Annotated in this window: 16 protein-coding genes; 15 read left to right on the top strand and 1 reads right to left on the bottom strand. The window is 35.2% G+C overall.

Annotated elements, in window-relative coordinates; all coding sequences use genetic code 11:
* Window positions 1-197: 197 nt before the first annotated feature.
* The 11 genes from nifB (at window position 198) to QKW49_RS13950 (ending at window position 9,394) form a co-directional block, all read left to right on the top strand.
* Window positions 198-2,888: a nitrogenase cofactor biosynthesis protein NifB gene (nifB, locus tag QKW49_RS14000; protein WP_282863280.1), complete on the top strand. Its 2,691-nt coding sequence runs from the start codon at window positions 198-200 to the stop codon at window positions 2,886-2,888.
* 43 nt (window positions 2,889-2,931) lie between these two features.
* Window positions 2,932-3,243 carry a 2Fe-2S ferredoxin gene (locus QKW49_RS13995; RefSeq protein WP_282863279.1) on the top strand — a complete coding sequence of 104 codons (312 nt, stop codon included), beginning with the start codon at window positions 2,932-2,934 and terminating at the stop codon, window positions 3,241-3,243.
* 116 nt (window positions 3,244-3,359) lie between these two features.
* The gene (locus tag QKW49_RS13990; RefSeq protein ID WP_282863278.1) at window positions 3,360-3,494 is read left to right on the top strand and encodes a hypothetical protein; all 135 of its coding nucleotides are present in this window, start codon (window positions 3,360-3,362) and stop codon (window positions 3,492-3,494) included.
* A 24-nt stretch (window positions 3,495-3,518) separates the two neighbouring features.
* Complete coding sequence (locus QKW49_RS13985) at window positions 3,519-4,592, top strand: homocitrate synthase (RefSeq protein ID WP_282863276.1); 1,074 nt, start codon at window positions 3,519-3,521, stop codon at window positions 4,590-4,592.
* Between the two features lie 25 nt (window positions 4,593-4,617).
* A complete protein-coding gene (locus QKW49_RS13980) occupies window positions 4,618-5,427 on the top strand; it encodes a homocitrate synthase (protein WP_282863275.1) in 810 nt (269 codons plus the stop codon).
* A 225-nt stretch (window positions 5,428-5,652) separates the two neighbouring features.
* Window positions 5,653-6,150, top strand: a complete 498-nt coding sequence (locus QKW49_RS13975) for a hypothetical protein (RefSeq protein WP_282863274.1) — start codon at window positions 5,653-5,655, stop codon at window positions 6,148-6,150.
* Window positions 6,137-7,021 carry an ATP-binding protein gene (locus QKW49_RS13970; RefSeq protein ID WP_282863272.1) on the top strand — a complete coding sequence of 295 codons (885 nt, stop codon included), beginning with the start codon at window positions 6,137-6,139 and terminating at the stop codon, window positions 7,019-7,021. Before QKW49_RS13975 ends, QKW49_RS13970 begins: the two co-directional genes overlap by 14 nt.
* Window positions 6,978-7,607, top strand: a complete 630-nt coding sequence (locus QKW49_RS13965; protein ID WP_282863271.1) for an accessory gene regulator B family protein — start codon at window positions 6,978-6,980, stop codon at window positions 7,605-7,607. The genes QKW49_RS13970 and QKW49_RS13965 overlap by 44 nt, the downstream gene beginning before the upstream one ends.
* Window positions 7,600-7,743, top strand: a complete 144-nt coding sequence (locus QKW49_RS13960) for a cyclic lactone autoinducer peptide (protein ID WP_282863270.1) — start codon at window positions 7,600-7,602, stop codon at window positions 7,741-7,743. Before QKW49_RS13965 ends, QKW49_RS13960 begins: the two co-directional genes overlap by 8 nt.
* Window positions 7,744-7,745: 2 nt before the next feature.
* Window positions 7,746-8,471, top strand: coding sequence for a LytTR family DNA-binding domain-containing protein (locus QKW49_RS13955; protein WP_282863269.1), 726 nt, complete (start codon window positions 7,746-7,748; stop codon window positions 8,469-8,471).
* Between the two features lie 410 nt (window positions 8,472-8,881).
* The gene (locus QKW49_RS13950; RefSeq protein ID WP_282863268.1) at window positions 8,882-9,394 is read left to right on the top strand and encodes a hypothetical protein; all 513 of its coding nucleotides are present in this window, start codon (window positions 8,882-8,884) and stop codon (window positions 9,392-9,394) included.
* Between the two features lie 235 nt (window positions 9,395-9,629).
* Here the strand turns inward: QKW49_RS13950 and QKW49_RS13945 are convergent, their stop codons facing one another.
* Complete coding sequence (locus tag QKW49_RS13945) at window positions 9,630-10,841, bottom strand: transposase (protein WP_282863267.1); 1,212 nt, start codon at window positions 10,839-10,841, stop codon at window positions 9,630-9,632.
* Between the two features lie 75 nt (window positions 10,842-10,916).
* On the opposite strand from QKW49_RS13945, the gene QKW49_RS13940 reads away from it, so the two are divergent.
* The 4 genes from QKW49_RS13940 (at window position 10,917) to QKW49_RS13925 (ending at window position 14,426) form a co-directional block, all read left to right on the top strand.
* Window positions 10,917-11,627: a hypothetical protein gene (locus tag QKW49_RS13940; RefSeq protein WP_282863266.1), complete on the top strand. Its 711-nt coding sequence runs from the start codon at window positions 10,917-10,919 to the stop codon at window positions 11,625-11,627.
* Window positions 11,628-11,796: 169 nt separating this feature from the next.
* The gene (locus QKW49_RS13935; RefSeq protein WP_282863264.1) at window positions 11,797-12,567 is read left to right on the top strand and encodes a transposase; all 771 of its coding nucleotides are present in this window, start codon (window positions 11,797-11,799) and stop codon (window positions 12,565-12,567) included.
* A gap of 104 nt (window positions 12,568-12,671) precedes the next feature.
* Complete coding sequence (locus tag QKW49_RS13930) at window positions 12,672-13,118, top strand: hypothetical protein (protein ID WP_282863263.1); 447 nt, start codon at window positions 12,672-12,674, stop codon at window positions 13,116-13,118.
* 84 nt (window positions 13,119-13,202) lie between these two features.
* Window positions 13,203-14,426 carry a polysaccharide biosynthesis protein gene (locus QKW49_RS13925; protein ID WP_282863262.1) on the top strand — a complete coding sequence of 408 codons (1,224 nt, stop codon included), beginning with the start codon at window positions 13,203-13,205 and terminating at the stop codon, window positions 14,424-14,426.
* Window positions 14,427-14,512: the final 86 nt, after the last annotated feature.

Below are 14,512 nucleotides of genomic sequence, written 5' to 3'. Positions count from 1 at the left end.
GGAACGCCACGGGGGGCGTTCCCTACGAATTGTAAATCATGTATGCATGGAATTTGGTGTTCTATGTAGGGAACGGCCCCTGTGCCGTTCCGATTCATTATATTTTCACATTTAAAGTTAACTATCTGACGTAGAAATAAAAGAAACTATTAATTATTCACTATTAATTGTTAATTAAAAGAAGCGGGGGTATCGGAATGAGCAGTCGTAATTTTGTTAATTTAAATATAAATCCATGTAAAATGTGTATGCCTATGGGAGCGGTAATGGCATTTAAGGGAATTCAGAGCAGCATGATGATACTCCATGGTTCTCAAGGATGCAGCACATATATTCGCCGCCACATGGCGACGCACTATAATGAACCGGTGGATATCGCATCCTCCTCCCTTACTGAGCAAGGTACGGTGTATGGAGGAGAAGAGAATCTAAAAAAAGCAATTAAGAACGTAATAAAGACATATCATCCTCAAATGATCGGCATAGCCACCACATGTCTCGCAGAAACCATCGGAGAGGATATAGCCAGAATGATATCTGAGTTTAAGCAGAAGGAAGAAGAATTGAAAGACTTATCGATTATTCCCGTTTCAACACCCGGCTATGGTGGCACACAGTTTGAAGGGTATTTTGCAGCACTGAGGGATATTGTAAAGTATGTGGCAAAAGATACGAAGAAGAATGGAGAAATCAATATTGTCACCACAAATCTCAATCCGGCAGATATAAGACATATGAAGGATATATTGAAGATGTTTGAAGCCAAGTATGTACTTTTGCCTGACATATCTGTCACGCTGGATTCTCCGTACTCAAAACAGTACACAAGAATATCCGACGGCGGCACAAAGATATCCGATATCGCATCTATGGCAGGAGCCGCAGCAACCATCGAGATGGGGATGACGGTTGAGGATCGGTATTCGCCGGGAAAATATTTAGAAGAAACTTTCGGTGTACCTTTATATAAATGTCCGATCCCTATGGGGTTAAGGAGTACCGATGAATTTATCAAACTGCTGTCCAAGCTTACGGGTAAGCTGGTGCCGCGTTCGCTGACAGAAGAAAGAGGAAGATATCTGGATGGCATGATTGATTCTCATAAATATAATGCTGAAGGCAGAGCAGTCATTTATGGTGAACCGGAACAAGTATTTGCAGTGGTGAAGCTATGCTGCGAAAATGGCGTAAAGCCCGTATTGATCGCCAGCGGTTCCAAAAATGAGTTGTTCAAGGATCAGATCACAAAAGAGTTAGCCCGTATTGGAGAAGAATGCCTTATTTTAGATGATACGGATTTTGATACCATACAGAAATACGCCAAAGAACTTAAAGCCAATATTTTAATAGGAAATTCGGATGGGAAATGGATAGAAGAGAAAGAAGGCATCCCTTTGGTGCGGATCGGATTTCCGGTACATGACCGGATTGGCGCACAGCGAAAGATCAATATTGGATATTACGGATCTATGCGTTTCTTAGATGAAATTACAAATACAATTCTGGAGAAAAAAGAATCGACTTATAGAAAGCGTATGTATAAAAAATATTATTGGGTAAGCGGAAAGGGGGAGGACAAGAAAATGAAAAATCCAATTAAAGTCATTAAGCCGGAAATGGTTATAAAAAGCATCGAGGAAAAAACAAAGACACATCCTTGTTATAATCAAGGGGCCCATGACTATGCCAGGATGCATATTCCGGTAGCGCCTAAGTGTAATATAAGCTGTAATTACTGCAGTAGAAAATACGATTGTCTTAATGAAAGCAGACCTGGCGTCACCAGTGAAGTACTTTCACCGCAGCAGGCATTGGAAAAATATATAGAAGTAAAAAGCAAGGTGAAGAATCTTTCGGTTGTAGGAATCGCAGGGCCGGGGGATGCGCTTGCAAACTTTGAAGAGACAAAAGAGACGCTAAGGCTGATCAGGCAGGAAGATCCGGAAGTTACCTTTTGTTTATCCACAAATGGACTGATGCTGCCCTTTTATGCCAATGATCTTATTGAACTCGGCGTATCCCATTTGACCATTACCATCAATACTGTTGATCCTAAGATCGGTGCGAAAATATACAAGTATGTCAATTATCTCGGAACCAAATACGAAGATGAAGAAGCAGCATGGATACTACTGTACAATCAGTTGGCAGGATTAAAGTATCTCAGTGAAAGAGGAATGCTTTGCAAGGTAAATATCGTAATGGTTAAAGGGGTAAACGATCATCACATAGAAGAAGTCGTAAAGAAAGTAAAAGAACACGGCGCGTTTATGACCAATATCATGCAGATGATTCCGGCACCGGGAAGTGTCTTTGAGAATATACCGCTTGTTAGCAATAAAGAAGTCACCGAAATGAGAAAGAAATGTGAAGTTGATCTCAAGCAAATGTATCACTGCCGTCAATGTCGTGCGGATGCCATTGGAACATTAGGCAACGATTGTTCAGCACATTTCAGAGGAAAATGCGGAAGCGCTCAGAAGTGTACCTCATCATCACAAGAAAGCCCAATAGCTGAAAATATAAAATATAAATTCGCGGTAGCATCTAAAAGCGGTATGTTAATTGACCAACATTTTGGTCATGCTGAAGAATTTTATATCTATGAGTTTAACAGTGGAGAAGTTAATTTTCTGGAGAAAAGAACTGTTAGCAAATATTGTACCGGCAAAGAAGAATGTGAAGAACGGGAAGAGAAAACTCAAAAAGTGATCCGTACGGTGAGTGATTGTGATGGGGTGATTGTTTTAAGAATAGGATATGAGCCGCAGAAGAAATTGGAAAATTTAGGAATTCAGGTCATACAAATGTATGAAGAAGTAGAAAAAGGAGTTATCAAAGCGGTAGAGCAGATGCAGAAGGAAAAAAAGGTGGCAATTAATTGCTAATATATGTTGAATATATGAATGAAAAAACAAGGGGGAAATATCAATGTTAAAGCCAAAGTACCACATTTTTGTCTGTACAAGTTCAAGGCCGAACGGTCAACAAAAGGGATTCTGTCATTCTAAAGATGGCGTAGAAATTGTAAGCAGATTTATGGAAGAGATCGATGAACGTGAGTTAATGGACGAAGTCATGATTACCAATACAGGATGTTTCGGCATATGTAATAAAGGGCCTATCGTGCTGGTCTATCCCGAAGGAACCTGGTATGGTAATGTGTCACCTGATGATGTAGGAGAAATTGTAGAGTCACATCTTGAAAACGGTCAAATACTAGAAAGATTGGAAATAAAATAAGTGATTTAATCAAAGCATCTTAAGAAACTGCAATGAAGTTTCATTAGAAAGTCGGAGTCGGGAACCAGTACGAAACTACTGAAAAAATCCGGTTTAGCACGTAGAAGGAGTGAAGGATGGGGACGGAGCTACTGCTGCACCTGGTTTTGGTGAAGCTGAAGCTCCGTCCCCGTGCTTTGCGACTGACCGATGAAGCACTTTTCCAGCGTTTGGTTTTGGGTTTTTTACGGTGTTATACTATAAAAGTCTAAATGTGGGCTACAGGAGTGAGAAATATGGGAGTTCTTTTTAATCAAAGAGAAAGATTCATTATCGATAGAACCATCCCGGAGATAATAGAAAATAATCAAAACGTTCAGAGCAAAGACCTATCAATATTTTGCGGCATGCTTCACCAACTAGGGGTTGATTTAATAGAGATTAATCGAGTTGCTTTAGAGCGATTAGAAAAGCTGCCTGAAAATTTTGGCTTTATATACAGAATAGAAAGTATTGAAGATATGGAAATATGCGTAAAGTACGGATTTGAATATTGCGTGATAAATTATGATATCTTTTTATACGATCAGGCAAAGCTTATTTCAGAGTTGAAAGATACGCATATAACCCTTGAAATAGGTATAGAGCATATAGAAAAAGAATATGGCCTGACACATTTGAAGAATTTTATCACGTTCAACCATATAGATTGTATAAGAGTACATGAGTTAAGCAAAATCTTAGTACCTGCGAATGAGGATATAATCTCTAGAATAAAAAACAATATCAAAGCAAAAGTGGATATTCTCCCTGATAACAGGTTTTTTCAAGCTACGGCAGTCGCTGTTGAAGGAATAATGCATGATGTGGATTTTATTACAGCAGCATTTACAGGTAAATGTGGACAATACGGAACTGCTGCATTGGAAGAAGTAATCATGGGTTTGAGGGTTATCATGAAATTGGAAGTTGATGGAGATACGACACTTCTACCGCAGCTATGTGCAAGATATAAAATGCTTACCAATGCAAGTATTGAAGGAAATAAGGCGATACTGGGACAGGATATTTTTAAATATGAATCGGGAATTCATGCGGACGGTATAGAAAAGAACCCTAAAAACTATGAACCTTACGAACCGGAGGAAGTAGGACAAAAAAGAAAACTTGTATTAGGGAAACACTCGGGTACAAGAGCTGTAATAAGTAAATTAAAAGAGATGGGTATAGACCATGAGACAGTAGGTGTTTCCAGTGTATTGGAAATGGTTAGAGCAAAAAGTGTGATGCTGGGAAGAGGAATACATGATTATGAGTTGATACAGCTATGTAATCAATGTATGACAGAAAGCTTAGACCAAGCGATTTGAAAGTAGGAAGTAGGGAGGATTGGAGATGGATTGGAATGATGTTTATATTGTAGATACCAGCTTGAGGGACGGAGAGCAGCAGGCAGGAATAGCCCTGGGGGTGAAAGAAAAAGTTGAAATTGCCGCATTGCTTGATAGACTGGGAATATATCAGATTGAGGCTGGAACCCCGGCGATGGGACAAGATGAAAAACGCAGCATTGTAAAGATGATGGAACTTAATCTGGATAGTAAGGTATCTACATGGAACAGAATGAATATCCATGACCTGCAGCATTCGATAGATTGTGGCGTGGACATCATTCATATCTCTGTACCGGCTTCGGATATTCATATAAAATCCAAACTAAACAAAGATAGAACTTGGGTCATAGAAAATATGAAAAAATGTATCTCGTTTGTAAAAGAGAAAGGTTTTGAGATCACAATCGGTCTTGAAGATGCTTCAAGGGCGGATTTTTTATTTGTCATGGATATTTGTAAAGCGGCATTGGAACTAGGTGTAAAAAGAGCGAGATATGCAGACACCGTAGGTATATTGTACCCAAAACGTATATTTGAAGAAATAAAAGAGATATGCGGAGCGTTGGAAATGGACATGGGCATTCATGTGCATAATGATATGGGAATGGCTGTGGCAAATTCCATTGCTGCGGTACAGGGCGGTGCGAAATACATTGACTGCACCATAGGTGGAATCGGTGAAAGAGCGGGGAACTGCAGTTATATACAATTCATTCAAGCGCTGGAAGCCATGAAGACCGAGGGTGGTTCAACAGATATTGAACAGTTGAAAAAAATAGAACAAGAGATTTTGACGATATTAAAGCATTGATTGACTATTCTCTTAAAATAAAAAACTCGATTTTAGCATCGAGTTTTTTATTTTAAGAGAATAGTAATTGTCGAACCATGTTGGAATTTGTAGGTAAAAATGTATTGGTATACTATGGATTAATGTGGTAAAATATCAATAAGTTACATAATTTATCGGATTTTATATTATTTATAATGTTGTCGGTGTCATATTTTTAAATATTTTGTTGGAGGAGTAGCCGATATGGTATACAAAATCCCGTGGTATGTAGCATTATTGGAAAGTGTTCCGGAGATATTTTTGATTATTCAAGTAGGTTTTATTCTTTTTAATATAGATATAGACTGGAAAAAGTCACTGGTAATATCACTTGGAGGGGGACTTGTATCGTATATAGTACGAATGTATATAACTATATTTGGAGTACACACCATTTTAATTATGATAGCTATTATAATTTTAATCCGGTTAGTGCTTAAAACTAACTTTATATACGCAGGGGTTGGAATACTGACTGGTACACTAATCACAGGAATACTGCAATTAATGGTGACACCCCTTCTATTAGCTATTACTGATAAGAACATGAATGATTTGCGCACAGAACCTTGGCTGAGTATCATGTTTTTTATACCCTGTGCATTGCTGATGCTATTATTATACGTGATTGTTAAAAAAAAATGTTTTTATCTGATTGATTTTAGCGGAAGCGTAAGGATGGATAGAAATGATGAAGGATAAAAATCTTATTATTATATTCACTATGCTTTTACAAGCAATACTAATGATATTTGTAAATCAATATATTACGATAACGGAAAAGGTTGGGATAATAAAAAAGCTCCTACCTGTTGCAAATATTATCGTTGCACTTTTAACAGGATTCGTGTTGTATTCATTGAGAATTTTAGGTGAAGATATTAAGAAAAAAGCAGAGTTTAATATATTGAAATCCCATCTTCAGCAGGTTGAAGGTCTTATAAGGACATTGCACTCCCAAAGACATGAATACGCACGCCATATACAGGCAATACAAGCAATGTTGTATTTAGAAGAAATAGAGAATGCAAAGATATATGTTGCCGGATTGGCACAGGAGTGCAAATATCCTAAAGAGATGATCCATACCGACAATCCTGCCCTAACTGCGCTTTTGAATAGCACAAGTGAAATAGCTGCAAGTAAGGGCATACATTTTGATTTTGCAATTAAATGTGATTTGACCGGATTGGATGTTTCTGCATGGGATTTATCTAGTATATTGGGTAACCTCTTAGATAATGCGTTAGAAGCCGTTATAGAGCGAAGAAATAGTAGGAGAGTAGGATTAGAGATCAAGTTTGAGGATAATTGGTATGTTTTTTATGTATATAGTAACGGAAAGACAATTACTAGTGAAGATATACCTAATATATTTAAGCTTGGATATAGTACAAAGGATGTAGAAATACGTGGTTATGGTTTATACATTGTTAAGAAACTCGTGGATAAATATCATGGCAGAATAGAATTAGTAACCGGTAAAAAAACAACTTTTAGTATTTATCTTCCTTACAAGGAGGGGAAAAATGATTCGAAGTATCTCAAAACAAACAGCAGTGATGATGGGTAAACAGCTAGAAGCGGATGATGATAGAACAGATATCCTTGCATATGGGCTGGAAATTATCATTGGTGGAACAGTAAAGTTTCTATTGGTCATATTTTTAGCGTATATACTAGACATTTTTCAGACAGTACTTATAAGTGTACTAAGCTTTGTAGCTTTTCGTCACTTTGGTGGAGGAGTACATTTAAGTACGTATCCACGGTGCTTAAGTATAGGATTACTATTATTTCTGGGTTTAGGTAAATTGGCAGAATCAAATATGAGTGCGAATATAATAACATTATTAATGGGTCTAACGCTGATACTGGGGGCATATGTAATCATACGCTGGGTACCGGCAGGAACACATAATAAGAATGTATCAGATCAAGCTTTAAGATTGGGGCAAAAGAAGAAAATGACTATAGTTCTAATCGGCTGGACCATTATAACTTCTATATTGATTCAGCATCAGCTACGATACAGTTTAGCTTTAATACTTGGTGCTGTAAGCAGCTTTTTCTTTATAACACCTTGGGGTTACAGGGTATTGCATACCCTTGACCATATATTCAATACTGTAAAAGAGGGGAGGAAGAAGGATGATTAATAGATTCAAGAAGTTTGTATTATCAAATGCGGCAGCAGTCATTGCTTTTGTTGCGATGATAGGAGTAGGAGCCAATAGCATTTGGTATTTCTATGAACCGAAAATTCCGGAAAGTTTAAAGAACAGGAAACAATGAGTATGAATAGTATTTTGATTTTGGAAGACGAACATTATACTAGGAGGCTTATCAGAAAAATAGTATCGGAAAGTGCACCGGACTTTCAAATTTTTGACACTGCAGAGTGCAGTGAAGCTATTGAGTTTGCGAAGGAACATTTGCCGGATATTGCATTGTTGGACATAGAACTTGATACAAATGAAGAAATGAATGGGCTTGATATTGCAAAAATAATCAACACTATCAGTTCTAATACTAAATTTGTATTTATCACAGGATATCCCCAATATGCGATAAGTTCCTTTAGTGTGCACCCGTATGATTATATTCTAAAGCCATTGGATATAAAAAAGATAGTAGAGACGATCGTTACATTAACAAATAGAATACAAAAACCAATACATGTAAAAGAAGAAACGGATAAAATTATAATACACAATGGAAACGAGATATCATTTGTAGCATTAGACAGTATCTTATTCATAGAAAAACAGGGCAGAAATTCACTAATCTATACGAGAGAAAACATATATTCTTCTCAGCAAACCTTGAATGAATTAGAGCAAGCATTACCGGAATACTTCATGCGGGTACACAAGTCTTTTATCGTGAACAAGAATAAGATTCATAAGATAAGAGAGGTTGGAAATAGATCCTATGAAATCAGTTTTTTGAAAATGAATAAAGTAGCTTATATGAGCAGATATAAGTTTGAAGAATTGAAAGAGAAAATAATCCCTTCATAAATGTAGAGGGGATTATTTTTGCTTATGGACATTTACATCTAGTATTCGGTTATTCATGCAGTAATAATGGCCAGATAGGAATTTGTACAGGAATTTAGGGATATTTGAAGAATATTATAAATATAATTAATATTTGTTGATTTATATAAAATCAGCAAATTTAACAATGCATTTAAGTGGCGCGCGCTTAAATATAAAGAAACACCCTTAATTTAAATGGAGCTCTAAAAAGTCTACTTGATTTGTAGGTATTAGCTCCTTGCACAAAAAGGTAATAGTACAAATATATCATATACTACAATGGGATATCTGTGTAAGAGAGAATCATAGAAAGGAATGATATTATTGTACTAATTTTAAACTATTCCTGTTGTGATAAAAATATAAAAAAACGAAAGAGGGATATTTTTATGATTAAAAAATTTGGTAGATGTATACTTTGTTTTTTCATTTTATTATTATTAGGTACTACTGCTTACGCAGCTAGTGATACCTTTACTTATAGTTTCTTAGGAGAAAGCTCTGACTATGGATTAAGAGGATTTGGTTATAGAGTAAAGGTATCTGAGAGCTATTCCGCGTCTGGAACTACCGTTAACTTGAATGATCATTATATCAGGATATATGCCTATGACTGGCAAAATCCTTTAGGAGGTAGTGCAGGTTTATGGCATGAAAAATATTACGCTGTATCATCTTCAAATACATTGTTAGGAACTCTTCAACCTAGTGATTATTCATATGATCATGATATAATACTTCCAGGTAATGAAATAACTTATTTTCTTGGAGAGAATTTAACAAATTTTTCGCATTTTAATAGATACGGTTCCAAGGTATTTGTAAGTACTTATTTTAGCCTTGGTAGTGATTGGGTTCCAGGTATCAAAACATTTGAAGATGAACTGGTAATAAGGTATTAATTTTACAAGGATGATGATACATTTATATTAATGTTTTGATATAATAATTTTATAATCGGGAGGTTTTAATTGAGGATATTTCATAATTCAAAAATCAAGAATGTGGATAATTCCTACTGATATTTTTGAAATTGTGCAAAAAAAGGTTAGACTATCCTTACAATAGATAGTTATCCACAACTATATAGTTTTGAAATTAAGAAATATCATCTCCTGTTCCTTGATAATTAAAATACTAAGCTGCAATATTTTTTGATTGTTCTGCTTTTGTAATTCTTGTAGCAATAATTGCAATGCAGGCTAAATCCATGAATACTTTTGCTTTTTTTAGCCCTGCTACACGCAGATTGTTTAAAGCATAGTTTTCTTTTCCATCACCAAAAAAGCGTTCAACGGATGTTCTTTCATCATATAGATTGTCCCATGCTTCTGTTCCTCGTAATGGATAAGATATAAACCGTGGATTATCCTTAATTTTAACTTTGCCAATGTATCCTGATTTTGTACTCGTACACCAACTTGAACCCATAGGACAATTGGCTTTTCCGCAAGCGTGGGGACATAATAACCGAATGGTTCCATTATCATTTCCACCATTCACATACGGATAATTCATGGTGCAAACAAGTTGACCTTCCCAGTTAATGCCTTCAGGTGGAGTTTTCGTATTTCTCCAGTTAATTGGCATAATAGCTTGAGCACCAAATGATACAGCATGTTGATAGATAGATGGTATATCATAGCCTGTATCCATAATGTAGTAAGATGGTTTGAATAAGTCTTCATAATCTGCCTTAAGCTTATTCATTAGTGGTATTGCCATTACCATATCTGCAACATTTGCAGGGGTTATGATGTACCCTAATGGGATTCCGCTTGTTGTATCTACTACAGCATGCATCTTCCAACCAAACCATTTTATCATATTGCCATTGGTATCTTGCTTGGCACCCCAGTGAGGAAACTCTGGATTGTTTTCTGGTATTTTTGATTTTGGTACAGCATGCTCAAAGGCATCAATTTTCGATGCATCTATTGAGACATGGGAACCATTAATAAGTCCCAAGGTTTTGGCTCTACGAACCATTCTCTGAAAAGTTTTTTCAAGTACATCGGTTTTAGAGAGCTTTTCTATAAACCTAGAGAAAGTTGAAGCACTAGGCGTTTTGCCAATAGTATCAAACCCGCAGGTTACTCTTAAAACGGGGTCTGTTTTCAACCTTTTAACTAATGCTTTAATAGTAGGTATTTGATCTATTTGCATTGCAAGTAAAGCATTGAGCAAGCTGGTATACGCAAATCCTTTAGGACCACGTTTGCTGACATCAATTTTAAAAGTTTCAAGCATAATTGAATAATCAATAAATGTTAAAACAGCTTGTAATTTTGTTAATGGTTGAATTTCTATAATTTGCTCTAAAGTAAATAATGTTGTTTGCCGATTCATAATTCGTACAACGTTTACTCCTTTCTGTGGATTGTTTGGACGAATTATTTATCGGATTGGGGTAAACTATTTTTTATGCTTTTTTCTAACCTTGTGTTTTCAAGGATTAGAAATTATGAAATTAACTCAATTATGAGAAAAAGATCAATTATTATTAGTATTGCAATTACTTTGCTAATTATTAGCGGTATAGTAGCTGGAGCGACTGCCAATCTATCAACAAAAACAATTGATAAAGATTTAGCTATAAAATTCGGGGAAATTATAAAAGAGTATAATGATAGTTCAGATAGTAAGGTGGTTGCTAAGGTAAATGGCATAGAGATATACGAAAAAGAAATATTAAAGAGACGTAATATAGGTAAACTTTCTAGTGATAACAAAAAATCGAATAAAGAACTTATTTTAGATGCTGCAAAAACTCAGTTGTTATTGCTTGAATCCAAAAGAAGGAGTATTGCTGTTTCGGAAGATAAAGCGATAGCATATGCTCAAAAGGAAAAGGAAATGATATATGAAAACCCAGAAACAAAAGAGGCTCTTTTAGCATATATTAATTCTCTAGGATTAACAGAAGATGAATATTGGAATGACTATACTATTAAAGAAGTTCAAAAAATGCTTACTATTGCTGAGTTAAATGAACAAATAGCAAATGAAGAGCTAAAAGATATACAAATATCTGAAATGGAAAAGAAATCCAAAAAGCAAGAGATAGTAGATAGATTTAAAGAACAAATTATTAAAAATGCAAGAATTGAAATATTAGATGAAAAATATAAATAAGATTAGTTAATTAGGGTTGATGTTTGTATAAACAATTAATCCAAAGTTTTGATCCAAAAGCAATAAAGATCAGTTTTTTCCAAACGCTAAGATGCTACAGGAACAGTGGGGACGGTTCTTGTTGACAAATCACCTCGGACTATTATAGAATGAGTTCGAGGTGATTTGTGTGCCAAGAATAGCAAGAGAGAAAAGTAGTACGGGGATATACCATATTATGATAAGGGGAATAAACCAACAAGATATTTTTGAGGATGATCAGGATAGGCAGAGATATATACAAACATTAGAGCGGTTCAAAAAGGAAACTAACTTCGAATTATATGCATACTGTTTAATGACTAATCATGTCCATTTGCTCATAAGGGAAAAAGAAGTAGAACTATCAAAAATACTAAAAAAAATCGGTGCAAGTTACGTCTATTATTTTAACTGGAAGTATGAAAGAAAAGGGCATTTATTTCAAGATAGGTATAAGAGTGAGATTGTGGAAAGTAACAGCTACTTTTTTACTGTAATAAGATATATACATCAAAATCCTGTAAAAGCCGGATTTTCAAGTATGGAAGAGTACAAATGGAGTAGCTATAATAGTTATACGAGTAAAAGTGGAACATCAATTGTTGATACGGAATTTTTTCTGGGAATGCTATCAGAGAACAAAGATACGGCGATAAAAAAATATAGTCAATACATGAATGTGCCTAACGATGATAAGTGTTTGGAGATAGATGAGAGGGTTAAATTAACCGATGAGAAGGCAAGAGATATTATAAGACAAATCGGGAATTTAACAAATATATTAGATATACAAAAGCTGGATATGGAAAAAAGAAATAGTATTTTAAAAAAAGCAAAGGAAGTAGAAGGGATGTCTATTTTACAAATATGCAGAGTAACGGGTATTAGCAGATCTGCAATTAGAAAAGCTGAACAATGAGAACTATCCCTGGTAGCTGTTAGATTAATTGTAGTGCAGTAAAGTCAAGGGGTGTAGTATTCTGCAACCGACTATTAGTTTATTATATACAGGGAGTGATAAGCTTGAGAAAGTATCATTGGCGTATGTATTTGATTTATATTCTAATAATACTATGCTATCTTATAGGGAGTAGTTGGATATTAGGTGTTCAAAAAGAACAAGCATCAAAGATGTTTGATCCTTTTCCGTTTATGGTATGGTCTACTGTAATATTCATCATGTTGGGCATATTGCTTGGCTTAGAGCATTTACTGTTGGAAATAAAAAAAGAAGGACAATGGGAGCTTAATTTACCTAAAATTATACTATTGGGTATTCCATTATTCTATCTCGCAATGAGCTACTTTATTTACTATTTTCCAACTTCATCTGTGACGGTACAAGAAATTCTCTCTTATCCTATAAGATTCATTTTATGTAGTAGAATGTCTCAAACATATATGGGGATTTTTCAAGTAATGTTAGGATATATTATTATAACGAGTTTCTACAAAATGCAAGATAGTTAAGAACGGACAAAGAAACAATGGGGATGGTTTGGAAGCTATAGTTTTTTATTTTAATTATAATGCTAGCTAATTAGAGGTGACCAAATGAAATATTCTCAGCAGAAAACTTTCTTACAGGGTGTAATGGTATTAACAGTAGCACATGTAATGGTAAAGATAATTGGAGCTACATTTAAGATTCCGCTGACTTATATCGTAGGGCCAGAAGGATACGGAATATTTATTACAGCTTATTCTATATATTCATGGGCTTTTGTCATAGCTACTGCGGGGTTGCCTGTGGCAATATCAAAGTTAGTTTCTGAAAGTGTTGCTGTAAATAATTATAAACAAGCACATAAAATTTTTAATATAGCATTTTATTTGTTAAGTACTATTGGTATTGTAGGAACAATAATACTATTTTTTGGTGCAGGTTTTTTAACAAATATTATTGGTAATCCAAGTGCCTATTTATCCGTAATTGCAATATCACCGGCACTACTATTTGTATCGCTTATGTCAGTATATAGAGGATATTTTCAAGGAATGCAGAATATGATGCCTACTGCTATTTCAGAGGTAGTAGAGGCACTGGGGAAATTAATTATAGGTTATTTATTAGCGTATTTATGGCTTATAAAAGGAGTTGAATATGCTTCTGCCGGAGCTACTTTAGGCGTATCGGTGGGAACTCTTTTGGGTGCTGTTATCCTTTACGGAGTTTATCGTTTTTCACAAAAAAAGCTTTCAAAAGTAAAGCAGTATAGCCATAATATTAAGGTTAAATCTACTAGGCAAATATTCGTACAGCTAGTAAAAATTTCTATTCCTATTACTTTAGGTGCTTCGGTTCTTACGCTTACCAATGCAATAGATTTAATCACTATTATGAACAGGCTCGTATCAATAGGCTTTTCATATCAAGAAGCGAATGAATTATATGGGTATTTAGGGTATGCGGTTAATTTGTTTAATTTTCCTCCAACAATGGTTAGTGCTTTAGCGATAAGCGTTGTTCCTGCTGTTGCAAGAGCTTTAACGGTTCAGAATTATCGATTAGCAAGAAAGACAACAGAATCGACTATTAGAATTGCATTGCTTTTTGCATTGCCTGCCGGAATGGGGCTGTCTTTACTCTCAGAACCGATTTTACAGCTTGTATATCAAAGTACTAAGCCAACCCAATTATTAGCGTTAATGGGCATTGCTTCGATATTTGTTTGCTTGGTGTTGGTAACAAGCGCAATATTACAATCTACAGGAAAAGTAATGATTCCGGTAAGAAATATGTTTATAGGCGGAGTAGTGAAGATAATGACTAATTGAGGATATTTCATAATTCAAAAATCAAGAATGTGGATAATTCCTACTGATATTTTTGAAATTGTGCAAAAAAAGGTTAGACTATCCTT

Origin of the sequence: Petroclostridium sp. X23, assembly GCF_030013905.1 — a bacterium.
In the GTDB taxonomy this organism is placed as follows: domain Bacteria; phylum Bacillota; class Clostridia; order SK-Y3; family SK-Y3; genus X23.
Note: the sequence above shows the minus strand (reverse complement) of the source record. Positions and strands in the feature narration are given on the sequence as shown.